Genomic DNA, 22,064 nt, shown 5'->3' with positions numbered 1-22,064 from the left:
TCGCCACATTCCGGGATCACCTTCGCGTCAACCAGACACGGAGGATCCCGATGCGTGTGTTTCCTATCGCTGTTGTGAGTGCTTTGATTGCCCTGAGCGCCTGTGGCGCCCCCGAACCCGCCTCGCGTGCGGCATCTGATACGCTTGGTTTGCGCCCCGTTGCCGTTGGCACGGCGACGGCCCCGATTGTGACGCCGCGGTGGAACGTGCAGGCGGTGCAGGTGGAGGTGCCGCGCAGCTTGCATGTGTCCGAGGCGAACCTGTTGTTCCCGATTGCCGATATCGTCTGGCGTGGCGATGCGCGTGGCGACCGCTATGACCAAGTTGATGCGATCGTGACCGAGGCCGCGACGCGCGCCATCTCGGGTATGACCAACGGCCAGCCGGTGGTGGTCGAAATCACGATGAAGCGTTTCCATGCGTTGACCGAACGGGCCCGCTACACGGTGGGGGGCAGCTATGGCGTGAAAATGGATATCGCGCTGCGCGATGCCAACACCGGTATGTTGATCGACGGGCCACGGGCGCTGTCTGTGGGGTTCAAAGCCTCTGGCGGGCAAAAGGCGATTGAGGAAGAAGCGCGGGGGATCACCGAAAAGGTGGCGATCATCAATTACCTGACCGATTATCTGCGTGAAGAACTGTTGCGCCCGCTGCCAATGCCGGTGGGGAGCGACCGGATTTCGGAAGCGAACTGAGCGCGCGAGGTCTCGCGAGGCTTTGCAAGAGACCGGAACGCAGATAGAGGGGGCGGCAACGCCCCCTTTCGCCTGTGAGGCCCCGATGTCTGATCTTGAGCCGAAATCCCGCCCCGTTGTGCGGCTGCGCCCCAAAGCCGAGGCCCGCGCCATCCGACACGGCTTTCCGTGGGTCTATGCCGATGAGTTGGTAGCAGACCGGCGCACGCAAGCCTTGGCACCGGGTGTGATTGCCACGCTGGAAGATGCTGAGCGGCGCCCGATGGCGACGGTGACGGTGAACCCGAAATCCAAGATCATCGCGCGGGTGCTGGAGCGTGATGCCGACGCTGTGATTGACCGCGCTTGGATCGCGGCGCGGATTGAGCGCGCTTTGGCCCTGCGCGAGCGGCTTTTTGAGGCGCCATTCTATCGGTTGGTTCATGCCGAGGCCGATGGCCTGCCTGGGGTGATTATTGATCGGTTTGGTGATGTGGCTGTGGTGCAGCCCAATGCCGCTTGGGCCGAAGCGATGATCGACGATCTTTGCGCCGCGCTGATGGAGGTCACGGGCGTGACCACGGTCGTCAAAAACGGCTCGGGCCGCGCGCGCGGGTTGGAAGGCTTGCCCGAAGAAACGGTTGTGATGGCGGGCGAGATCACCGCCCCCGTGCCCGTGCCGATGAATGGCGCGATCTACATGGCCGATGTGATGGGCGGGCAAAAGACTGGGCTCTTTTATGACCAACGCCCGAACCATGCCTTTGCGGCGCGGCTTGCCGGGGGCGCGCGGGTTTTGGACGTGTTTTCCCATGTTGGGGGCTTCGCGCTTGCCTGTTTGGCTGGCGGCGCGGAAAGCGCGCTTTCGGTCGATGCCTCTGCCGCCGCGCTGGAATTGGCCACCAAAGGGGCCGAGGCGATGGGGCAGGGGGATCGCTTTGCCACCCGAAAGGGCGATGCTTTCGCCACGCTTGAAGCCTTGCAGGCAGAAGGCGCGCAATTCGATGTGGTGATCTGTGATCCGCCCGCTTTTGCGCCCGCCAAACCCGCGCTTGAAGCCGGGCTGCGCGCCTATGAGCGGATCGCGCGGCTGGCCGCGCCCTTGGTGGCACCGGGCGGCTATATCGTTTTGTGTTCGTGCTCCCATGCCGCCGATCTGGTGCAGTTCCGCAACGCCTCGGCGCGTGGGCTTGGCAGGGGTGGGCGGCGCGCGCAACTGCTGCACACCGGTTTTGCCGGGCCGGACCATCCGATGCTGCCGCAATTGGCGGAATCGGCCTATCTTAAATCGCTCTTCTTCCGGCTGGATTGATGCGGGCCGCGCCGCAAAAAGCGCTGCTCGATGCTTGCGTGCTTTACCCCACGGTGATGCGCGAAATCCTAATCGGTTGCGCGGCAGAGGGGCTGTATCAGCCGCTCTGGTCGGACCGGATATTGGAAGAGTGGGCGCGCGCGGCGGCGCGGCTCTCCGCGGGGGATGAAGCGGTGGCGCGCGGCGAGGTGGCGGCCCTCAAGGCGCGCTTTCCGAAGGCCTCTATCGCCCCGCGCCCCGGTCTCGAATCGCGCCTGCATCTGCCCGATGAAAACGACATTCACGTTCTGGCGGCTGCCATCGCCGGGGGCGCAGATGCGATTGTGACACAAAACCGATCTGACTTTCCGCGCGGCACCTTAGCCGCCGAGGGGTTGGATCGGCTCGATGTCGATGCCTTTCTTTTGGCGCTGATTGCCGATGCGCCCGAGGCTGTGGCACGGGTGGTCGAGGCCGTACGGGCGCAGGCCGAGGCGCTTTCTGGCCAGCCGCAGCCCTTGCGCGGGTTGCTTAAACGCGCCCGCCTTTACCGTGTGGCGAAAGCGCTCGAGGCAAATTGATTGCTTTCCGCCGCGTCAAAGCGCTTTGAGATCGCGCAAGCGCGCGCTAGACTTGTGTCGGGCGTCGCGGTAGACAACATCCTTGTTACCGCTAACATCTGGCGCCAACCGCGAGGAGGGGCCAGTCGTGCCAAGAATCGGAGCAAGCCCCATGGTATCGCGTGTTATCCCGGTTGATCCTTTCGACCTTGTGATCTTTGGAGCCACTGGCGATCTTGCCCAACGCAAGATTTTGCCCGGCCTTTACCGTCGTTTTCATGCAGGCCAAATGCCGCAAGGCGCGCGCATCATCGGTGCTGCCCGGTCTGCGATGGAGCCAGAAGCGTTTCGCGAACAGGTCCGCAAAGCGATTGCCGAGTTTGTCGATCGCAGCAAAATCGACGCGAAGGATGTCGAGACCTTCCTTGAATGCATCGACTATGTGCCCGTGGATGCGATGGGCGAGGGCGGCTGGGCCGAACTGAAGGACAAGGTTCAAGACGGGCGCGTGCATGCGTTCTACTTCTCGGTTGCGCCGTCGCTGTTTGGGCCACTGGCTGAACGGCTCAATGAACATGGTATTGCCGATAGTGAAGCGCGGATCGTGGTGGAAAAGCCCTTCGGGCGCGACCTCGCCTCGGCCAAGGCGCTGAACGCGACGCTCGCCGCGCATTTCGAGGAGAGCCAGATTTACCGCATCGACCATTATCTGGGCAAAGAAACGGTGCAAAACCTGATGGCGGTGCGCTTCGCCAACATCCTGTTTGAGCCGCTTTGGAACGCCCAATACGTTGATCATGTGCAAATTACCGTGGCGGAAACCGTCGGCGTGGGCGGGCGCGGCGCTTATTATGACAAGTCAGGCGCGATGCGCGACATGGTGCAAAACCACTTGATGCAGCTTTTGTGCCTGATCGCGATGGAGCCGCCCTATCACTTCGACCCCGATGCGGTGCGCGATGAAAAGGTGAAGGTGATCCGGGCGCTGCAACCCGTTTCGCCCGCCGATATTGTGCGCGGCCAATATGCGGGGGTGAAAGCCTCTGAGACGCGCGCCGCCCAGCCCGGCTACTTGGAAGACAGCGAAAATCCCGACAGCCGGACCGAAAGCTACATCGCGCTAAAGGTGCATGTGGCGAACTGGCGTTGGCAGGGCACACCGTTCTATCTGCGCACCGGGAAAAAGCTGCGCGGGCGGGCGAGCGAAATCGCCATTACCTTCAAAGCGCCGCCGCATTCGATCTTTGACGAGGAGGATGCCAGCTGGCCCGAAAACGTGCTGGTGATCCGGTTGCAACCGAATGAGGGGATGAACCTCAAGGTGATGATCAAAGAGCCCGGCCCCGGTGGTATGCGGCTTGTGCAAGTGCCGCTCGATATGTCTTTTGCCGAGGCTCTGGGCGAAGAGGGCACCGATATTCCTGATGCTTACGAGCGGCTGATCATGGATGTGATCCGCGGCAACCAAACGCTCTTTATGCGTGGCGATGAGGTGGAGGCCGCTTGGGCCTGGACCGACCCGATCATCGCGGGTTGGGAAGCGCGTGGCGATCGGCCCCGGTCTTATGATCCGGGTTCCTCGGGCCCCGAAGATGCGCTGATGCTGATGCACCGCGATGGCCGCCGCTGGCGGGAGATTCGCGAATGAGCTTTGTGGAATACCCCGACCGCGAATTGATGATGGTCGCCCTGTCCGACCGGATCGCCAGCCAATTGCGCCGCGCGCTTGAGGTGCAAGAGCGCGCCACACTGTGCGTGCCCGGCGGCACGACACCCGGCCCGGTCTTCGATGTGCTCTCGGAGCTCGAACTCGATTGGGCGCGGGTAGATGTGCTGCTCAATGACGAGCGTTGGGTGGGCGAAGAGAGCCCCCGCTCGAACACCGCGCTTTTGCGCGCGCGCCTGTTGCGCAACAAAGCCGCCGCCGCGCGGCTTGTGCCGCTTTACGCCCCTGCGCCGCAGCCCGAAGACCGGCTGGAGGAACTGTCTGAAGGGGTCCGCAGCGCGTTGCCCTTGACGGTTTTGGTGCTGGGTATGGGGGCGGATATGCACACCGCCTCGCTCTTCCCCGGTGCCGATAAGCTCGAAGAGGCGCTGTCTGACACTGCGCCCGAGGTTATGGCACTGCGGGCCGAAGCGGCGGGAGAACCGCGCATTACCCTCACCGCGCGGGTTTTGCGTGAAGCGATGCATTGCCATATTGTGATTACTGGCGCGGAAAAACGCGCCGCCATCGAACGTGCGGCCAACCTGCCCGAGATCGAGGCTCCGGTGCGCACGGTCCTTCCTATTGCAACGATCCATTGGGCCCCATGATGAACCGTTTTGACCCCCTGCTTTCCCATGCCGCCACAGTCAAGGATCGGCATATCTTGGACCTTTTCGCCGCCGATCCGTCGCGGGCCGAAAGCTTCTCGGCCGAGGCGGGGCCGTTCCTGTTTGATTACTCCAAGACCAATATCGATGCCGATGGTATGGCGCTGCTGCTGGATTTGGCCGCGCAAACCGGTGTTGCCGCCCGGCGCGATGCGATGTTTTCGGGTGAAAAGATCAACGAAACGGAAGGTCGCGCGGTGCTGCACACCGCATGGCGCAGCGTGGAAGACAGCATCTTGGTGGATGGCGCCAATGTCATGCCCGCGCTGCGCGACACGCGCGCCCGGATGCAAGAATTCGCCGCCGCCGTGCGCGAAGGGCGCTACAATGGCCAAGGCGGCACCATTACAGATGTGGTCAATATCGGCATCGGTGGGTCGGACCTTGGCCCGGCAATGGCTTCGCTTGCCTGCGCCGCCTTTGCCGATGGGCCGAAGCTGCATTTCGTTTCCAACGTTGATGGCGCGCATATCCATGACACGCTCGCGGGTCTCGACCCCGAAACGACGCTGGTGGTTGTGGCCTCGAAAACTTTCACCACGATCGAGACGATGACCAATGCCGAAAGCGCGCGGCGTTGGATGGCAGAGGTGGTGACCGAGCCCGCCAAGCAATTCGCGGCCATTTCCTCGGCCACCGACCGCACCGCGACCTTTGGCATTCCCGCAGAACGGGTCTTTGGCTTTGAAGATTGGGTGGGCGGGCGCTATTCGGTCTGGTCGCCGATTGGGCTGAGCCTGATGATCGGCATTGGCCCCGAACTCTTTGACCAATTCCTGAGTGGCGCGGCGGCAATGGACGCCCATTTCCGCACCGCGCCTTTCGCCCACAACCTGCCGGTGCTTTTGGCGTTGGTTGGCCTTTGGCACAATCAGGTGCTCGGCCATGCGACCCGCGCGGTGCTGCCTTATGAACAACGGCTTGCACGTTTGCCCGCTTACCTGCAGCAGCTTGAGATGGAGAGCAATGGCAAACGCGTCGCGATGGATGGGAGCGATCTGCCCTACCATTCCGGCCCCGTGGTCTGGGGCGAACCCGGCACCAACGGCCAGCATGCGTTTTACCAGCTGATCCACCAAGGCACGCGGGTTGTGCCCTGCGAGTTTATCGTCACGGCAAACGGGCTGGAACCGGATCTGGATCACCAGCATCTTTTGTTGATGGCCAACTGCCTTGCGCAATCTGAGGCGCTTTTGCGGGGCCGTTCGCTTGCAGAGGCGACCGAGATCATGCGCGCCAAAGGGCTGGAAGGGGCAGAGCTTGACCGCCAAGCCCGCCACCGCGTGTTCCCGGGCAACCGCCCCTCGACGACCTTGATGTTTGACCAACTCACCCCCGCCACCTTGGGGGGCCTGATCGCGCTTTATGAGCACCGGGTGTTTGTGGAGGGTGTGGTCTTGGGCATCAACAGCTTTGACCAATGGGGGGTGGAACTGGGCAAAGAACTCGCCTTGGCGCTGGCTCCGGTGCTGGAAGGCACGTCGGACGGGGCGGGTAAGGATGGCTCCACGCTGCAACTCGCCGCCCGTATTCGCGCCCTGCGGGGGTAAGGAAGGGGCGTAAGATGCCCGGGGCCGCCGCGTTAGCGGCCCGGGCAGTGCACTACCGCCCTCTCGGGCGGGCGCTTTACGGCAACTGCGCCGATTTTCGCTCCGGTTTAACGAGTTTCCTTGGGGCGAAGGGCGAGCCAAATTAGCGCGCCGCCCGCAAGCGTGAGGAACGGCAGCATCGCCATATTCACCGCTTGCCAGCCCGCCGTTGGGTCGCCTGCCGAGGAACAATTCATCAGCCCGCCCGATGAAAGCGAGGCGAGGAACACCCCGCCAAACACCACGAAATCATTCATGCCCTGCACATGGCCGCGTTCTTCGGGGCTATGGGCGGCGCTCAGCATTGCCGTGGAGCCAATAAAGCCAAAGTTCCAGCCAAGCCCCAAGAGCATCAGCGCGAGATAGAACTTCTCAAGGTCCATCCCCGTCAGCGCCACCGCACCCGAGGCGGCGAGGATGAAAAGCCCAATACCCACAATCACCTCGCGGCCAAATCGCGCGATCAGATGCCCGGTGAAGAAAGAGGGCAGATACATCGCCATCACATGGGCGGAAACGATATTGGCCGCATCGGTCGTGTCATGCCCGCAGCCCACCACCGCCAAAGGCGTCGAGGTCATCACAAGGTTCATCAGCGCGTAAGAGACCATGCCGCAGATCATTGCCACGGCAATTTGCGGGTCTTTGAGCAGTTCTAGGCGGGTGCGGCCCACATGATGCACGCCCTTCGCCCGCCGTCCCGGCGCAGGAATGCGCAAAAAGGTAAACAAGATCGGGCCAAGAATGTTGATGCCGATGATTGCCAGATAAGTGGCCAGAAATGGCACCACCATCGCCTGCGCGGTGAGTTTGACAAGCTGCGGGCCAATGATCGCCGCTGCCAAGCCCCCGGCCAGCACCCAAGAGATCGCCTTGGATTGCGCCTCAATCGGCAGGCCATCGGTCACGGCAAAACGGTAAAACCCCTGTGCAGACATATAGATGCCAGCAAAAACGCCGCCCAAGCAGAACAGCGCGAAAGACCCGATTTGCAGCGCATAGGCGGAAATCGCGGCACCAATGGCCCCGGCAAAGGTCGCCAGAATGAACCCGGCGCGGCGTCCAAAGGCCGCCATGAATTCCGACATTGGCTGCGCGGTCAACACCGAGCCCAAGACGATGAGCGAAAGCGGCAACGTGGCCCAGCACGGGTCGGGCGTGAGCGAAGCGCCTGCGAGCCCCCCCACGGTGAAAATCATCGACATTTGAGCGCCCAAAAATGCCTGCGCGGCGACCAAAACGATCGTGTTGCGCCGGGCGTCGGGCGAGGGGGTCGTGGAGCCGGAAGTCTGTGTCATGGCTCAGCCCTAGCGTGGCCGAAGGGGGCTGGCAAGCGGGCGCGAAAGCGGGCAGGGTGGGGCATGGTCGGACGTATCATCGAAACCGAAGAAGATATGGCAGAGGGCGCGGCGTGGCTGGCCCAAGCCGAGCCGCGTTTTGCCGAGGTGCTGGCGCTCACTGGCCCTTGGCCCTTGCGGCGGCGCGAAGACGGGTTTGAAGCGCTGCGCGATGCGATTTTGGGCCAGCAGGTGTCCACCGCGGCGGCGCGCTCGATCCGGCAAAAGCTGATTGATGCAGGCTTTGGCGCGGCGGAGGCTTTGGCCGAGGCACAAGAAGACGATCTGCGCGGATGCGGGCTTTCGCGGCAAAAGGTGCGCTATGTGCAAGCGCTCGCCCGTTCCGGGATTGATTTTGCCGCCCTGCGCAGCCTGCCCAATGAGGACGTGATCAACATGCTCTTGCCGCTTCCGGGGATTGGGCGCTGGACGGTGGAGATGTATTTGATGTTCGCGCTCGGGCGCGCCGATGTCTTTGCGGTCGATGATCTGGCTTTGGCAGAGGCGGCGCGGATGCTGTTTGACCTGCCCGAACGGCCAAAACGCAAGGAATTTGGCACGCTTGCTGCATGTTGGTCGCCGTGGCGGGCGGTTGCTGCGCGGGGGCTTTGGGCCTATTACGCAAAGAGAAAAGAACGCGAGGGGGTGGCACCATGACACGTGAAATGAAGCTTGGGCGGGCGGCGCCTAAATCCGGCACCGTGAAATCGGCCGTGATCTTTCTGCACGGCTATGGGGCGGATGGGGATGACCTTCTGGGCCTTGCCGAACCATTGGGCGAACATCTGCCCGATACGCTCTTTTTGGCCCCTGACGCGCCCGAAGAATGCATCACCAACCCGTTCGGGCGGCAGTGGTTCCCGATCCCGTGGCTTGATGAATCCTCGCCCGAGGATGCCGCTGCGGGTCTTGCGCAAAGCTCCAAAGATCTGAACGCCTTCCTTGATAAGGTGATGGAAGACGAGGGGCTGACCGCGTCGCAAATCGTGGTCTTTGGTTTTTCTCAAGGCACGATGATGGCGCTGCAAGTGATCCCGCGCCGGGCCGAAGCCTTTGCCGGGATCATTGGCTTTTCGGGCCGCCTGCTGCGCCCCGATGCTTTGGCCGAAGAAGTGCTGACCAAGCCGCCCGTTTTGCTGGCGCATGGCAACACCGATCAGATCGTGCCGTTTTCCGATCTGCAAAAAACCGCAGAAGCCCTGCAAGAAGCAGGTTTCCAAGTTTATGCCCATGTGATGGAAGGCACCGGCCACGGGATCTCGCCCGGCGGACTGGGGACGGCGCTGTCCTTCCTTTCGGAATATCTGCCAAGCTAAGCGCCGCTTTGCCCGTTTCGCGGGCATCTCGTCACGCGCGTGTTGCAAAGTCATGCAAAGCCTGTGCCCGAGCAGGGGGCTCGCAGATTGCGGGTCTTGCTCTGTGGCGAACGCCATATATAGTTATACCACGGCAGGAGCGGAGCGCTTCTCCGCATCGCTGCCCGCAGATGACAGGCGGAAGGGGCATGGCCATGCTCGATCACGGCGACAGGAGCGACTTTCGAACACATTTTGTGCGCGAGCCATCGGCCTTGCGCCGTCACCCGGCACTGGTGCTCAACGCCGATTTTCGCCCGCTGAGTTACTACCCGCTGTCGCTTTGGCCTTGGCAGGAGGCGGTCAAAGCGGTCTGCCTCGACCGGGTCACCATCTTGGCCGAATATGACGAGGTGGTGCGGTCGCAAAGGCAAAGCATACGCATCCCCTCTGTTGTGGTGCTCAAAGAATTCGTCAAACCCCAGAAGCGCGTGGCCTTCACGCGCTTCAATCTTTTTTTAAGGGACGGTTTTTGCTGCCAATATTGTGGCGCGAAGGGGGATTTGACCTTTGATCATGTGATCCCGCGTTCCAAGGGCGGCGTGACCAGTTGGGAAAACGTGGTGGCGGCCTGCGCGCCGTGTAACCTGAAAAAGGCCAACAAATCGCTCAAAGCCTCGGGCCTGCGGCTGCGCCAACCCGCGCGCGAACCGAATGCCGAAGACATGCACCGAATCGGGCGACGCTTCCCGCCGGGGCACCTGCATGAAAGCTGGATTGATTTTCTGTATTGGGATGCCGAATTGCAGGCGTGAAGCTTGCTGGCTGGGCGAGTGCTGCGGGGACATATCTCCTCAAATCACGAGGTGTTTTGCGCAAGTGCCAGCCCATCAGGGCGCTGCATTGCATGGCAAAAACGATGTGGCGGCCCGCCTTGTAAGCGCGGGCCGCCACATCTGTTTGATCAATCGGTGATCGCGCCTTCTTCATCGCCGCGCTCGTGCATGCGGGCTTTGACGATGCGCCCGATAAACAGCGGCAGCACAAATCCCACAATCGCCACGGTCCACAGGCCAATCGCGAGCGGGCTGCCCACCAGTGTCCAGTAATCGCCGTTGGAAATTGTCACCGCGCGGCGCAGGTTGTTTTCCATCGTATTGCCCAAAAGCGTGCCAAGGATGATCGGCACCAGCGGCACATCAAGCTTGCGCAGCACCCAGCCCAGAACCCCAAAGCCGATCATCACCAACAGATCGAAGGTCGAGCCTGAAATGCCATAGATGCCGACGAAAGAGATCATCGCCACGACCGGCATCAAGATGCGCGGTGGGATCAAAAGCACGCGGGTAAAAATGCCAACCATGGGGATGTTCATTGCCAACAGCATGAAGTTGGCAATGAAAAGCGCTGCGATCAGCCCCCAAACCACGTCGGCATTGTTTTGGAACAAAAGCGGTCCCGGCGTGATGTTGAGTGAGAGCAGAACCGCAAGCAACACGGCAGTCGTGCCAGAGCCAGGCACCCCCAGCGCCAACATCGGTACCAAAGCCCCCCCGGATGCAGCATTGTTTCCCGCCTCAGGGGCGGCAACCCCGCGCGGATCGCCTTTGCCAAAGGTGCCTTCGCGGTCGACCAAGCGCTTTTCCACCGAATAGGCGAGGAAAGACCCCAGCGATGCGCCAGCCCCCGGTAGAACACCGGCGATAAAGCCAAGCCCAGAGGCGCGAAGCATACTGCCGAAGGTCGACTTTAGCATCGACCAAGGCGGCGTTAGGCGCCCCACTTTGATTGACCGACCGCCTGCAGCCGAATTACCATGATGGTGCTCAAGGAAGATAAACACCTCCGAGAGTGCGAAAAGCCCCACGATGGCGACAAGGAAATCGAGCCCGTCATAGAGATGGACTTCACCAAAAGTCAGCCGCGGTACGCCGGTTTGGGTATCGACGCCAATCACCGAAAGGCCAAGACCCAGCATTGCGGCAAAAGCGGCTTTGGCTTGGTTGGTCGAAGAGACGCCGCCCAAAGTGGCAAAAGCGAGCGCGAAAAGCGCGAAATATTCCGCCGGGCCAAACAGAAGCGCGAATTTCACCAAGATCGGCGCGAACAGGATCAGCCCCCAAGTGGCGATGAAAGCGCCCACAAAGCTGGCAATCCCCGAAAGCGAAAGTGCCTCGCCCGCCAAGCCTTTCTGGGCCATCGGATACCCATCAAGGCAGGTCATCATCGCCGGTTCATCGCCCGGAATGTTGAGCAAGATCGAAGAGATCCGCCCGCCATACATGGCACCATAATAGACGCTTGTGAGCAAGATCAGTGCAGGCGTCGCCCCAAGCCCCAGTGAGAAAGCGAGCGGGATCAAGATCGCCACGCCATTGGATGGCCCAAGCCCGGGCAAAGCGCCCATCATCGTGCCAAGGAAGGTGCCCAACAGCGCAAGCGCAAGGTTTTGGAAGGTCATCGCGGTGACGAAGCCATCCCCGAGAGATGCAAGAATATCCATCGGGGTGCCTCAGAAACCGAAGGGGCCGCGCGCGAGCGACAGGCCAAGGAGGAGATGAAAGATCACATAGATCCCGACCGCGGTGCCCACGCCAACAAGGCCGGCTTGCCAAAGGGGAGATTGGAGGCGCCACGATAGATAGGTGGTGGCAAGGGTGGTGGCGAAGACAAAGCCCAATATGTCCAGCGCTTCGACATAAAGCACCATCACCACGACCGCGGCGAGAATTTCGACAAATCGGCCAAGGCTCGGCCAAACTGGTTCCGGCCCGGGACGCACCAAAATGGCGAACGAGGACAGGCCCAAAAGGGAGGCGATCAGCAGCGGAAAGGTCTTGGGCCCGACCGTATCCGACAAAAAGCTTTCCTGAATTTGCAAAGTTCCCCAAGCGAAGAAAATCGCCAACATGAGCCCAAAGGCTCCAAAGATGCGGTCACTCATCTGTCCCTCCCACAAGATTTTGGGGCGCGGCAAGCGCTAGGTTTGCCGCGCCGGGTGCCTTAGCGCAGGATGCCGATTTCTTTCGAAATCTGTTGAATTTGCGCCACCGAGCTGGCAACGAACTCTTCAAACGCTGCGCCTTGCAGATCGAGCGGGGCAAGGCCATTGGCCGCCATCACTGTTTTCCATTCGTCTGAGGCATAGAGCGCGCCAATGTCTTCGACCCAAGTGTTATAGGCCGCATCGGTCATCCCGCCGGGGGCATAAAAGCCGCGCCAGTTCGCGCCGATTGCATCCACACCTTGTTCTTTCGCGGTCGGAAAATCGGCAAAGGCTCCCGGAAGCCGTTCCGGCGCGAGCACCGCGATCACGCGGATATCGCCCGAATCGACAAAGCCTTTGGCTTCGGAAATATCGCCGGTAAACGCTTGCACCGAGCCCGCCAGAAGCTGTGTCACCGCCTCGCCACCGCCATCAAAGGCGATGTATTTCACGGTGCGCACATCGTCGATGCCAAAGGCATTGGCCGCGATCAGCACCTTCAGGTGGTCCCAGCCGCCGACAGCCGAGCCCCCGGCAACCGAGACCGAGGTCGGGTCGGTTTTAATTTGCTCAAGCAGTTCAGGAAGCGTTTGGATCGGGCTATTCGCCGATACCGCGATCACGCCGTAATCGGCGCCCACGGCGGCGAGCCAGCGCACTTGATCCATCGTATTGCCCGGGTACGCGCCTTGGGCAAGCCGAGTCGCCGTGGCCGAAGAAGCCGCCACAATCAGATCGTTAGCATCGCCGCGCTTATTGACCACCTCAGCAAAAGCCACGCCGCCGCCGCCGCCTTCAAGGTTGGTGACCTGCATCGTTTCATCGATCAGCTTAAGGTCTTGCAGCATTTTGCCCACCTGACGGCAGGTGAAATCCCAGCCACCACCGGGGCCCGCCGGGGCGATGCATTCCGATGCCATTGCACCGGTTGCAAAAGTCAGCCCCGCGACGGTCGCCGCCGCGCGCACAAGTTTGAAAGCCATTTTTGTCCTCCACTTTTTCATCCAGCGCCTCCCGCACCGGATTTGTGCGCCCTTGATAGCGCTTGAACCTGTCAAAAACCTGTCACAAGCTTTCGGAGAGAGGAGGGCTCATGCGCGTACTTCTGGTTGAAGATGCCGAAGACTTAGCCGAAGCCACGCAACGCCGCCTTGCGCGGTCCGGTATGGCTTGCGATTGGGTGACAACATTGGAACAGGCGCGCGCGTGCCTTGATGTGCAAGGCTATGATGCGCTGATCTTGGACATCAACCTGCCCGATGGCAGCGGCACGGACCTGTTGCGCCAGATGCGCAGGGCCGGGAGTGCGACACCGGTGGTCATGCTCACTGCGCAATTCTCGGTAGATGATAAGCTTTCGGCCTTTGCGCTTGGTGCCGATGATTATCTGATCAAACCCTTTGATCACCGCGAGTTGGAGGCGCGATTGCATGCGATCTTGCGGCGCGAAAAGGCAGATCGCTCGCCCGAATTGGTCATTGGCGCGCTTAGCTACAATCCTACCAGCGGGCTTGTGCAATTAGCGGGGCAACCGCTGGAACTGGCGCGGCGTGAATTTGCGCTTTTGGGCCTTTTGATGCGCAATCGGGGGCAGGTTTTGTCCAAGAAACGCCTGTTAGAGGGCCTTTATGGGTTCGATGACACCGTAGCGGGGGAAAATGCGATCGAGCTTTATGTTGCACGGTTGCGCAAAAGGCTGAGCGGAAGTGGGGTCGAGATTCAAACCCTGCGCGGGCGGGGCTATCGTTTGGACGCCACAAATGAGGTCGCCAAAGATGCGTGAGGCGGGGGCCGCGTCTTCAAGGCCTTTGTCTTTGACGGCACGGCTGGTGGTGGGGCTCTCGGCACTGTTGCTGATCGGGGGCTTGATTCTGTCGCTCGCGGCTTTTGCCTATGGCCGGGCAGCGGCGCGCGATGCCTTTGATCGTCTTCTGGTGGGGGCCGCGAATGACATTGCCGCCTCGATCTCGATCGTCGATGGGGTGCCGGTTGTCGATCTGCCGCTGTCGGCGTTTGAGCTCTTGGGGCTCGCGCAGGAAGATCGCATCGCGTATCAGGTGCTTGGCCCGCAAGACACTGTTCTGACCGGTTATGATCTGCTGCCATTGCCGCCTGAAGGGCAGGGCGATGTCGCCTTTTATGATGCCTCCTTCACCGGTGATCCGGCGCGCTACATTCGGGTGACGCGGCGCTTTGCCGAGCGGCAGTTTTCGGGTGCCGTGCAGGTGATTGTGGGCCAAACCACGCATGCGCGCACCGAATTGGCGCTTGATATCACGCGTAACGCGCTGGCGGGGCTGGTCGTTGGTGGGGTAGCTATCATGACTTTTGCGGTCTTTGTGGTGCGCCAAGCGCTGCGCCCGCTCAACCAGCTGGCGGCAAGTCTGGCGCTGCGCGACCCGCGAGACTTGACCCCGATTGATGCCGCCGTGCCTCCAGAGGTAGATGCGATGGTGCAGGCAATCAACGGGTTCATGGGGCGGCTCAATGGTCAGTTCCGCACGATGAAAAACTTGATCAGCGACACCGCGCATCAATTGCGCACCCCGGTGGCGGCCTTGCGGGCGCAGGCTGATCTTGCCGCGGGAGAGGAGGATGCCGGCGCCCAAAAGGCGATTGTCACCCGGCTGCATAGTGGCACGGTTCGACTGAGCCGCTTGCTTGATCAGATGCTCTCGCGTGCTTTGGTGATTCATCGCGGTGGTGCGGCGAGGCGCGAGCCCATTGATCTGCGTGATATTGCGCTTGATGTTTTCGACGATGCCGATCCGCGCCATGTCGCCCCCGAGGCTGAGGTGCATCTTGAGATTGGTGAGGCTCCGGTCATGGTGCTGGCCGATGGGCTGTCTTTGACCGAAGCGGCCAAGAACTTGCTTGGCAATGCCCTCGCGCATGGCACCGCGCCGATTACGATCGGGGCCGATCAAAGCCTACTGGGCGCGCGGCTTTGGGTGCGAGACGTTGGGGCTGGGCCTTCGCCCGCGCTTTTGGCGCAGTTGGGAGAGCGGTTTGCCACCGGGGCCGCCGGTCGGGTGCGCGGCAGCGGCTTGGGGCTTTCGATTGCACAAGCCGTGGCGGAGGCGTTTGACGGCGAACTTCAGGCCGAGAGCGGGCCAGAGGGATTTTGTATTGCCATTGTCCTGCCGCCGGAGCCGGAACCATGATCCAAAGGCTTCTCATCGGATTGTCACTGCTTGGCGGGGTCTTCGCCGCATCGGTTCATGCGCAAGAAGCGGTTGCGCATTTCGGCGCACAAGGGGCAACCCGTTCGATCACTTTGCGCACAACCACCGATATTGCCGTGCTGGCCCCGACGATGCGGGACTTTCTGGCAAACCGCCCCGACCTTTCCCTGCGCTATGAGCAATGGGGCTCGAATGATCTTTATGCGCTTACGGAGCTTGATTGCAAAACGGGCAGGCCCGGCGCGGATATCGTGATTAGCTCAGGCGTGCATCAGATGGTGAAACTGGTCAATGATGGCTGTGCCGTCAGTTGGGTTTCGCCGGAAACACAGGCCTTGCCCGATAGATTACGCTGGCGCGATCAGGTCTGGGGGATTTCGCGTGAGCCAGCGGTGATCGTTTACAATCGCAACCTCGTGCCCCCAGAAGATGTTCCAGATAGCCGGTTCGATCTTTTGGATCTGCTCCGCCCCGAAGGCTCGCGCTATGGGGGACGGGTGGCGACCTATGACATCGCGGCCTCTGGGCTCGGCTTTCTTTTTGCATTTATGGACAGCCAAGAAGCCTCAACCTTCGGTGCGCTGATGGAGGCCTTCGCCCGTTCTGGTGCCGTTGCAACCTGTTGCTCTGCAGAGATCATCGGCGGCGTGGCCACTGGTGACTATCTTATCGCTTACAACGTGTTAGGCTCATACGCGATGCAGGCCGCGCGCAGCGATCAACGGCTGGGAATTGTTGCGCCTGCAGATTACACTTTGGTTTTGTCGCGTGCAGCCATCTTGCCCGGGACGGAAGCCAATCACGACGCCGGGGATTTGCTCGATTTCATCTTGTCCGAATCTGGACAGCGCTCAATGGCCAAGGTTCATCTGGCCAGTGCACCCTCGGCCCCCTTGCCGGGTGCGGATCGCGAAGAAGATGACAGCCGCTGGCGCTTGATCGAACTGGGGCCGACCTTGCTTGTCGCGATGGATCAGATGAAAACGGCTGGTTTCCTTGCCCGCTGGCGCGCTGCGATCGGAGAATAGGGACGGTGGCCTCTTGCAACGAAACCTTAGGTTCCGTGCGAACGAAGCAAGAAGGAAATTTTATGGGAGGATGGTACCGCCTCCCCGGCTCGAACGGGGGACCTCTGGATCCACAATCCAGCGCTCTAACCAACTGAGCTAAGGCGGCACTGAGGGGGCGTTTAGCGGCTGGCGCGGGGGATTGCAAGAGGGAACCCGCGTGGATTTGGTGCGTAAAATTGGCGAAGCGCTTGCCCCCCGCGCAGGCTTTGGCTAGGCCCAAGGAAGAAAACCGCATCGGAGGCGAAGATGGGGATCAATGACGAAAACGAAATGATGGGCGATTTGCAAATTGGCCCGACAGATCAGGGCATGGTGCGAATCTATCTTTCCGGCGAAGGGTTTGACGCACCCTTCGATTTTGATCCGGAAGAGGCCGAAGAAATTGCCGAGGAACTGATGGCTGCAGCAGAGGCTGCGCGCGAGATTGCCGCAGGCGCCAAACGCGGTAAGCCGAAGGGGAAGCGCTAGGCCGCCGCCAATCACGATAGGGAGTTGCGGCTTTTTGTATCGTCTCGGAGCCGCCTCCCTAAATGCGCTGCGTTCTTGCGTAAGGTCGCAAGATAAATCCGCAGCGTATCTCGTAGACGGCGGAAGCAGGCCCGGCCCAGATCCGTCGTTACCAACACGGGTAATGCTTCCGGATAAACGTGGGCGATCTGGCGTAGCAAAATTCGCCCGTTCCGAGTGCAAAGCTAGCTGACGGGGTCATAGACCGCTTCTTAGCTCAGGCATCCCTACGAAAAGCGTCTCCGTTTCCCCGCGAGGCTGGGCAAGCTCGTGTGGAAACGCCTGTAAAACCTGCATCCAGACACTACTGGCCTTGCAAAACAACGATTCGCAACCAAAGGTTATTTCCGGGAGAGTTGGCTGGGGTGCCAGGATTCGAACCTGGGAATGGCGGTACCAAAAACCGCTGCCTTACCACTTGGCGACACCCCAACTCTGTGCGGCGGTGTTTAGCCAAGCACGTCGGGGGGCGCAAGAGGAAAATTCGCGAAATGCATTGCGTTTTTGTGCGCCCACAGGCAGGGACGAAGGCATGGACACTTATGACGCAATTATCCTTGGCGCTGGGGCTGCGGGGCTTTTCTGTGGGGCCGAAGCGGTGGCGCGTGGGCGCCGTATCGCGGTGCTCGACCATGCCGCGCGTCCGGGCGAAAAGATCCGCATTTCCGGCGGGGGGCGGTGCAATTTCACCAACCGCGACCTGACGCGCCAAAATGCCACGGATCGGTTTGTTTCGGAAAACCCGCGTTTTGCGCTTTCGGCGCTGAGCCGGTTCACCGCTGCCGATATGATCGCACGGGTCGACGCGGCGGGGATTGCTTGGCACGAAAAGCACCTTGGACAGCTGTTTTTCGATGGTAAGGCGAGCCAGCTCGTCGATCTGTTGGTGGAGGGCGTGCAGGCCGGAGGCGCGTTGCGGCTGGGCACATCCGTCGAGGCGGTCCGGCAAACCGAAGCGGGTTTTGAGGTTGTGACCTCCGAAGGCGTTTTGCATGCGCCCCGCGTTGTGGTGGCCACCGGGGGCAAATCAATCCCGAAGATCGGGGCCAGCCCCTTTGGTTATCGTTTGGCAGAACAATTTGGGCTGCGGGTGACAGAAACGCGGCCGGGGCTTGTGCCCCTGACCTTCGCTGAACAAGATTTGGCGCGCACAGCCCCGCTTTCGGGGATTGCGGTTCCGGCGCGGGTCGCGCATGGCAAGCGCAGCTTTGACGAGGCGCTTTTGTTCACCCATCGCGGGCTTTCTGGGCCGGCGATTTTACAGATTTCAAGCTATTGGCGGGAAGGGGATAGCCTCACGATTGATCTGGCACCGGGGCGGGATATCGCCGCGGAGCTCGCCGCGATTCGGGCCGAGACGGGGCGGATTGCCATTCACACCGCGCTTGCGCGCTTGCTGCCTGAGAAGCTCGCGCATCTGATTGTCGCAGAGGCGGGGCTCTCGGGGCGGCTCGCCGATCACGGTAATAAAGCCTTGGCGCAATTGGCAGCACAGGCGCAGGCTTGGCAGGTGCGGCCCGTGGGTTCTGAGGGATATCGCACCGCCGAGGTCACGGTGGGCGGTGTCGCGACCGATGAATTGGACGCGAAAACGCTTGAAGCCAAGCGCGTGCCGGGGCTGCATTTCATCGGCGAGGTGGTCGATGTAACGGGCTGGCTTGGGGGCTATAACTTCCAATGGGCGTGGTCGTCGGCTTGGGCCGCGGCGCAGGTCATTTAAACAAAAAGGGGGCTCTATGCCCCCTCTGCCTTATAGCCGGATCGGATCGGCTTTTGCCAGCCGGTCAAAGGCCATCAGCGTTTCAATGAGCTTTGGCATCTGATCGAGCGGGATCATATTTGGCCCATCTGAGGGCGCGGTATCGGGCGTTTCATGGGTTTCAATAAAGACCCCAGCAATGCCAAGGCTCACCGCCGCGCGGGCCATCACCGGCGCCATTTCGCGCTGACCACCCGAGGCGCCGCCAAGCCCGCCCGGCTGCTGCACCGAATGGGTAGCATCCATAATCACCGGGTAGCCCGTTTGCGCCATCCGCGGCAGGCCGCGCATATCCGCCACCAGCGTGTTATAGCCAAAAGAGGTGCCACGCTCGGTCAGCAAGATTTTCTCATTGCCCGTTGCCGCGACCTTACCGGCGACATTGTCCATATCCCACGGCGCAAGGAATTGGCCCTTCTTGATGTTCACCACCTTGCCGGTTTCGCCCGCCGCCAAAAGCAGATCGGTCTGACGGCATAGGAACGCGGGGATCTGGATCACGTCCACCACCTGTGCGGCGGTGCGGGCCTGCTCGGCATCATGGATGTCGGTCAGCACGGGGCAGCCGATCTGGGCACGCACCGTGTCGAGCACCGAAAGACCGGCCTCAATCCCAAGCCCGCGCTTACCGCTCAGGCTGGTGCGGTTGGCCTTGTCATAGCTGCCCTTGAAGATGAATTGCGCGCCAGCGGCGGCACAGGCCTTGGCCATCGTGTCGGCGATCATTAGCGCGTGATCGGTGCTTTCCAACTGGCAGGGGCCGGCAATCACCGTCAACGGAAGGTCATTGCCGATCTTCAGCGGGCCGATCTCGATGGTTTTCATACTTTCTCCGGGCTTAGCTCGACACCTGTTCGCGCAGGATCGAGGCTGTCAGCGACAGCATCAAGTAAATACCGGAAAAGATCAGGAAGGCCAGAAGGGTATCTTCAAAGGCACGCGGATAGGTGGGCTCATCGGGGGCCACGGGGCGCACGCCCATTTCAAGGTAGCGCACCTGTTTGTTGGCCTCGATCCGCGCCACTTCCATTTGCTGCGCGGCGGCAGACAGAAGGCCCTGACGGGTCTGCAATTCCGCCTCGGCGATCCGCAATTGCCCGGTGACGGAAGCGAGGGATTCGGTTGACCCTGTGCGCTCGGTCAATTGGCCGCGCAGGTCGGAAATCAGGCTTTCCAGCCGCGAAATGTCGCCTTGAACCCCGGCAACGCGGGCTTGGTTCGGGCGCGGGTTGTCGAGCAATTGCCCGAGCTCGAGCCGCTTTTTCTGCAGTTCGGTTTCAAAGGCTGTGACTTGCCCCATAACCGCGCTGCTTTCCGCCATCGGGTCCAGAATGCCAACCTTTTCTTGCAGCTCCAGCACCTTGGCTTGGGCCGCAAAGACTTTGGCCTCGGCATCTTCATAGCTTTCACGGGCACCGCGCATCTGGTCTTCGCGTAGTCGCGAGGTGAGCCGGTCCACTTGTTCTTCGGCGTAAGAAATCAACGCCTCGGAAAAGGCCTTAGACACCTGCGGGTCGGCGGCGACAACTTCCATCCGCACGATGCCTTCGGACGGGTCATAGCCAATCTTCACATTGCGCTTATAGACCTTGTAGGCGGCCTCGTTCGTGGCGTCGGGGTCAAGTCGTTGCAGCGGGTCGATGCCCTCTTGCGCGAAATGCTCCTTGAAACCTTTGTCGGCCTCGAGCCGCATCATCGCATCGCGTGATTGCAAGAAGCTTTGCACCGTGACCGAATCTTGGTTGGTGGCGAGTTGCGTGCCGGAAAAGAGCGAGCCAAGGCCCGTCGCCCCGCCCATGCTATCGGCCTTTTGGATCACGAATTCGGTTTTGGTGGCATACATCGGCGTGGCGATGACGAAGTAATACCACCCGGCCAGAAGCGTGGGCAGGAAGACAAAAAACGTCAGGCGCGCGGCGAGCAGCAACAATTTGCGGCGGCGGCGTTTGGCGATGTCGCGTTGGATGCGGATGATCTCGCGGGCCCGTGCGCCTTCGTCGAGCGGCGGGGCGCCTTGCGGGGCGGGAAGTTGGCCGGGCGCCATGGTTTGCGGCAGTTGCACGCGGGTGTCGGCACCGGCGCCATCAAGGCGTGCGAGGGCTTTGGTTGTGGCCGACCCGCGCCCGCCGACCACCGCCGGGGTGGCCGCTGCGGTGGCTTGCGCCACGGCTTCTTGATTGGATTTTTCAAGCGCCAGAAGTGCGCCGCGATCAAACGGGTCAATCCCGCGCCGACGTAGCATCAGCACCGCTTCAAAATCAGATGTCGCTTCGACTCCGTATTTTTGCGCGGTTCGGCGGGCAAGGCGCAATTGTCGCCCGGTCAGCCCTTCGGCGCGGATCGCTTCAATGTCTTCTTCTGCGGTGCGCTCGTTCGGCCCCAAGACTTCGCTGCCCGGTCCCACCGGTGCGGCGGTGGGAAAGCGTTCATCGCCGAAGCCATCGTCCTCAGGCTCAAAAAGGGCCTCCGGCGGTTCGGGGCGCTTTGCGGCCGGGGGCTGGGGCGCGGGCTGTTGCGGATTGGCGTTTGCACGCGGCGCGGCGGCAGGCGCCGCCTGTTGTTCGCTTTGAGGATCTGCCGGTGGCGCTTGATTTTCCTCAGCAGTTTGCGCGGCGTGTTGGGTCGCGTTCAGCACCTCGCCACGCTTGGCGCGGCGGCGCAGCAGTTCCTCGACCGAATGCAGATTGGTCCCGGCTTTGGGCTGGGGGGCGGGCTGCGGGGCAGCACCGGCGCGGCGGATGCGGTATCTGGCGGCCTTAGGCATGGTAGTCATACATCCGTTTCGCTTCTTCCAGAGTGTCGAACATGTAAAGCTGCCCATCGCGCAGCACCGCCGCAGAGCGGCAGAATTTCTCAAGTGTGCTCGGCTGGTGCGAGACCACGACAACCGTGGCATCTTTCAGCCGGTCGCGCAGGATCGACCCTGCCTTGCGGTTGAACTCGACATCGGTGGTCGAGGGCATGCCCTCGTCGATCAGGTAAATGTCAAATTCAAGCGCCAACAGCAGTGCAAAGGTCAGACGCGACCGCATGCCTTGGCTGTAGGTGCCCACCGGCATGTCGAAATATTCCTCGATCCCGCAGAGCCAGCGGCAGAAGGCTTCCACATAATCCGGGTCGAGCCCATAGAGCCGCGCAATATAGCGCACGTTTTCGCGGCCCGAATGCTTGTTGACGACGCCACCCATGAAACCAAGCGGAAAAGACACCCGGCAGCTTTTGCGGATTTCGCCCTCGTCGGGCTTTTCCAGACCCGCCATCATGTTGACGATGGTGGTCTTGCCTGTGCCGTTGGGGGCAAGAATGCCCAAAGAATTGCCCAATTCGACACGGAACGACGCCTGATCCAAGATCACCTTGCGGCGCTTGCCCGTCCAGAAGGACTTGCTGACATTGTCGAATTCGAGCATGGCTCCTGTCCGGCCCGTGATT

General features: G+C 61.3%; 21 protein-coding genes and 2 tRNA genes. 14 read left to right on the top strand and 9 right to left on the bottom strand.

The window, feature by feature from the left end:
- The first annotated feature begins 50 nt into the window (after positions 1–50).
- The 6 genes from BW967_RS10030 to pgi all read left to right on the top strand — a co-directional run bounded on the left by BW967_RS10030 (position 51) and on the right by pgi (position 6,454).
- Complete coding sequence (locus BW967_RS10030) at positions 51–698, top strand: DUF6778 family protein (RefSeq protein ID WP_076484936.1); 648 nt, start codon at positions 51–53, stop codon at positions 696–698.
- An 85-nt stretch (positions 699–783) separates the two neighbouring features.
- Positions 784–1,989, top strand: coding sequence for an RSP_2647 family RNA methyltransferase (locus BW967_RS10025; RefSeq protein ID WP_076484935.1), 1,206 nt, complete (start codon positions 784–786; stop codon positions 1,987–1,989).
- A complete protein-coding gene (locus BW967_RS10020) occupies positions 1,989–2,549 on the top strand; it encodes an RSP_2648 family PIN domain-containing protein (RefSeq protein ID WP_076484934.1) in 561 nt (186 codons plus the stop codon). Before BW967_RS10025 ends, BW967_RS10020 begins: the two co-directional genes overlap by 1 nt.
- Positions 2,550–2,700: 151 nt before the next feature.
- Positions 2,701–4,176 (top strand): glucose-6-phosphate dehydrogenase, encoded by a 1,476-nt coding sequence (gene zwf / locus BW967_RS10015; RefSeq protein WP_076484933.1) that lies wholly within the window; start codon positions 2,701–2,703, stop codon positions 4,174–4,176.
- Positions 4,173–4,844 carry a 6-phosphogluconolactonase gene (gene pgl, locus BW967_RS10010; RefSeq protein ID WP_076484932.1) on the top strand — a complete coding sequence of 224 codons (672 nt, stop codon included), beginning with the start codon at positions 4,173–4,175 and terminating at the stop codon, positions 4,842–4,844. Before zwf ends, pgl begins: the two co-directional genes overlap by 4 nt.
- Positions 4,844–6,454, top strand: a complete 1,611-nt coding sequence (pgi, locus tag BW967_RS10005; protein WP_108188600.1) for a glucose-6-phosphate isomerase — start codon at positions 4,844–4,846, stop codon at positions 6,452–6,454. Before pgl ends, pgi begins: the two co-directional genes overlap by 1 nt.
- 107 nt (positions 6,455–6,561) lie before the next feature.
- Here pgi and BW967_RS10000 read toward each other — a convergent pair whose 3' ends face one another.
- On the bottom strand, positions 6,562–7,791 hold the full coding sequence (locus BW967_RS10000; RefSeq protein WP_076484930.1) for an MFS transporter: 1,230 nt from the start codon (positions 7,789–7,791) through the stop codon (positions 6,562–6,564).
- Positions 7,792–7,854: 63 nt separating this feature from the next.
- Between BW967_RS10000 and BW967_RS09995 the strand changes: the two genes are divergently transcribed.
- From BW967_RS09995 to BW967_RS09985, 3 genes are all read left to right on the top strand, one after another.
- The gene (locus BW967_RS09995; protein ID WP_076484929.1) at positions 7,855–8,487 is read left to right on the top strand and encodes a DNA-3-methyladenine glycosylase family protein; all 633 of its coding nucleotides are present in this window, start codon (positions 7,855–7,857) and stop codon (positions 8,485–8,487) included.
- Positions 8,484–9,146 carry an alpha/beta hydrolase gene (locus BW967_RS09990; protein WP_076484928.1) on the top strand — a complete coding sequence of 221 codons (663 nt, stop codon included), beginning with the start codon at positions 8,484–8,486 and terminating at the stop codon, positions 9,144–9,146. Before BW967_RS09995 ends, BW967_RS09990 begins: the two co-directional genes overlap by 4 nt.
- A 194-nt stretch (positions 9,147–9,340) precedes the next feature.
- Positions 9,341–9,940, top strand: a complete 600-nt coding sequence (locus BW967_RS09985) for an HNH endonuclease (RefSeq protein ID WP_076485046.1) — start codon at positions 9,341–9,343, stop codon at positions 9,938–9,940.
- 149 nt (positions 9,941–10,089) lie between these two features.
- Here the strand turns inward: BW967_RS09985 and BW967_RS09980 are convergent, their stop codons facing one another.
- The 3 genes from BW967_RS09980 to BW967_RS09970 are packed head-to-tail and all read right to left on the bottom strand — an operon-like array spanning position 10,090 to position 13,094.
- On the bottom strand, positions 10,090–11,628 hold the full coding sequence (locus BW967_RS09980) for a tripartite tricarboxylate transporter permease (RefSeq protein ID WP_076484927.1): 1,539 nt from the start codon (positions 11,626–11,628) through the stop codon (positions 10,090–10,092).
- Between the two features lie 9 nt (positions 11,629–11,637).
- The gene (locus BW967_RS09975) at positions 11,638–12,069 is read right to left on the bottom strand and encodes a tripartite tricarboxylate transporter TctB family protein (protein ID WP_076484926.1); all 432 of its coding nucleotides are present in this window, start codon (positions 12,067–12,069) and stop codon (positions 11,638–11,640) included.
- 59 nt (positions 12,070–12,128) lie between these two features.
- Positions 12,129–13,094: a Bug family tripartite tricarboxylate transporter substrate binding protein gene (locus tag BW967_RS09970; protein ID WP_076484925.1), complete on the bottom strand. Its 966-nt coding sequence runs from the start codon at positions 13,092–13,094 to the stop codon at positions 12,129–12,131.
- 110 nt (positions 13,095–13,204) lie between these two features.
- Here BW967_RS09970 and BW967_RS09965 point away from each other — a divergent pair, with 110 nt between their 5' ends.
- Genes BW967_RS09965 through BW967_RS09955 form a run of 3 tightly spaced genes read left to right on the top strand, consistent with a single transcriptional unit; the run spans position 13,205 to position 16,324 of the window.
- Positions 13,205–13,894, top strand: a complete 690-nt coding sequence (locus BW967_RS09965; RefSeq protein WP_076484924.1) for a response regulator transcription factor — start codon at positions 13,205–13,207, stop codon at positions 13,892–13,894.
- Between the two features lie 31 nt (positions 13,895–13,925).
- The gene (locus BW967_RS09960) at positions 13,926–15,275 is read left to right on the top strand and encodes a sensor histidine kinase (RefSeq protein WP_245826512.1); all 1,350 of its coding nucleotides are present in this window, start codon (positions 13,926–13,928) and stop codon (positions 15,273–15,275) included.
- Positions 15,272–16,324 carry an ABC transporter substrate-binding protein gene (locus BW967_RS09955; RefSeq protein ID WP_076484922.1) on the top strand — a complete coding sequence of 351 codons (1,053 nt, stop codon included), beginning with the start codon at positions 15,272–15,274 and terminating at the stop codon, positions 16,322–16,324. The genes BW967_RS09960 and BW967_RS09955 overlap by 4 nt, the downstream gene beginning before the upstream one ends.
- Positions 16,325–16,395: 71 nt before the next feature.
- On the opposite strand, the gene BW967_RS09950 is transcribed toward BW967_RS09955, so the two are convergent.
- Positions 16,396–16,472: transfer RNA gene (locus BW967_RS09950), tRNA-His, on the bottom strand.
- 140 nt (positions 16,473–16,612) lie between these two features.
- Here BW967_RS09950 and BW967_RS09945 point away from each other — a divergent pair.
- Positions 16,613–16,834, top strand: a complete 222-nt coding sequence (locus BW967_RS09945) for a DUF6324 family protein (RefSeq protein WP_076484921.1) — start codon at positions 16,613–16,615, stop codon at positions 16,832–16,834.
- A gap of 396 nt (positions 16,835–17,230) precedes the next feature.
- Here the strand turns inward: BW967_RS09945 and BW967_RS09940 are convergent.
- Positions 17,231–17,305: transfer RNA gene (locus BW967_RS09940), tRNA-Gln, on the bottom strand.
- Positions 17,306–17,405: 100 nt separating this feature from the next.
- Here BW967_RS09940 and BW967_RS09935 point away from each other — a divergent pair.
- Positions 17,406–18,593: a BaiN/RdsA family NAD(P)/FAD-dependent oxidoreductase gene (locus tag BW967_RS09935; protein ID WP_076484920.1), complete on the top strand. Its 1,188-nt coding sequence runs from the start codon at positions 17,406–17,408 to the stop codon at positions 18,591–18,593.
- Positions 18,594–18,623: 30 nt separating this feature from the next.
- Here BW967_RS09935 and kdsA read toward each other — a convergent pair whose 3' ends face one another.
- The 3 genes from kdsA to BW967_RS09920 are packed head-to-tail and all read right to left on the bottom strand — an operon-like array spanning position 18,624 to position 22,042.
- Positions 18,624–19,457 (bottom strand): 3-deoxy-8-phosphooctulonate synthase, encoded by an 834-nt coding sequence (kdsA, locus tag BW967_RS09930; RefSeq protein ID WP_076484919.1) that lies wholly within the window; start codon positions 19,455–19,457, stop codon positions 18,624–18,626.
- Between the two features lie 13 nt (positions 19,458–19,470).
- The gene (locus BW967_RS09925) at positions 19,471–21,405 is read right to left on the bottom strand and encodes a KpsE/RkpR family capsule polysaccharide export protein (protein ID WP_076484918.1); all 1,935 of its coding nucleotides are present in this window, start codon (positions 21,403–21,405) and stop codon (positions 19,471–19,473) included.
- A complete protein-coding gene (locus BW967_RS09920) occupies positions 21,389–22,042 on the bottom strand; it encodes an ABC transporter ATP-binding protein (protein ID WP_076484917.1) in 654 nt (217 codons plus the stop codon). The genes BW967_RS09925 and BW967_RS09920 overlap by 17 nt, the downstream gene beginning before the upstream one ends.
- Positions 22,043–22,064 lie beyond the last annotated feature (22 nt).

Origin of the sequence: Rhodobacter aestuarii, assembly GCF_900156655.1 — a bacterium.
Lineage (GTDB): Bacteria > Pseudomonadota > Alphaproteobacteria > Rhodobacterales > Rhodobacteraceae > Rhodobacter > Rhodobacter aestuarii.
The sequence above is the reverse complement of the archived record's forward strand: the minus strand, read 5'-3'. Positions and strand labels throughout refer to the sequence as shown.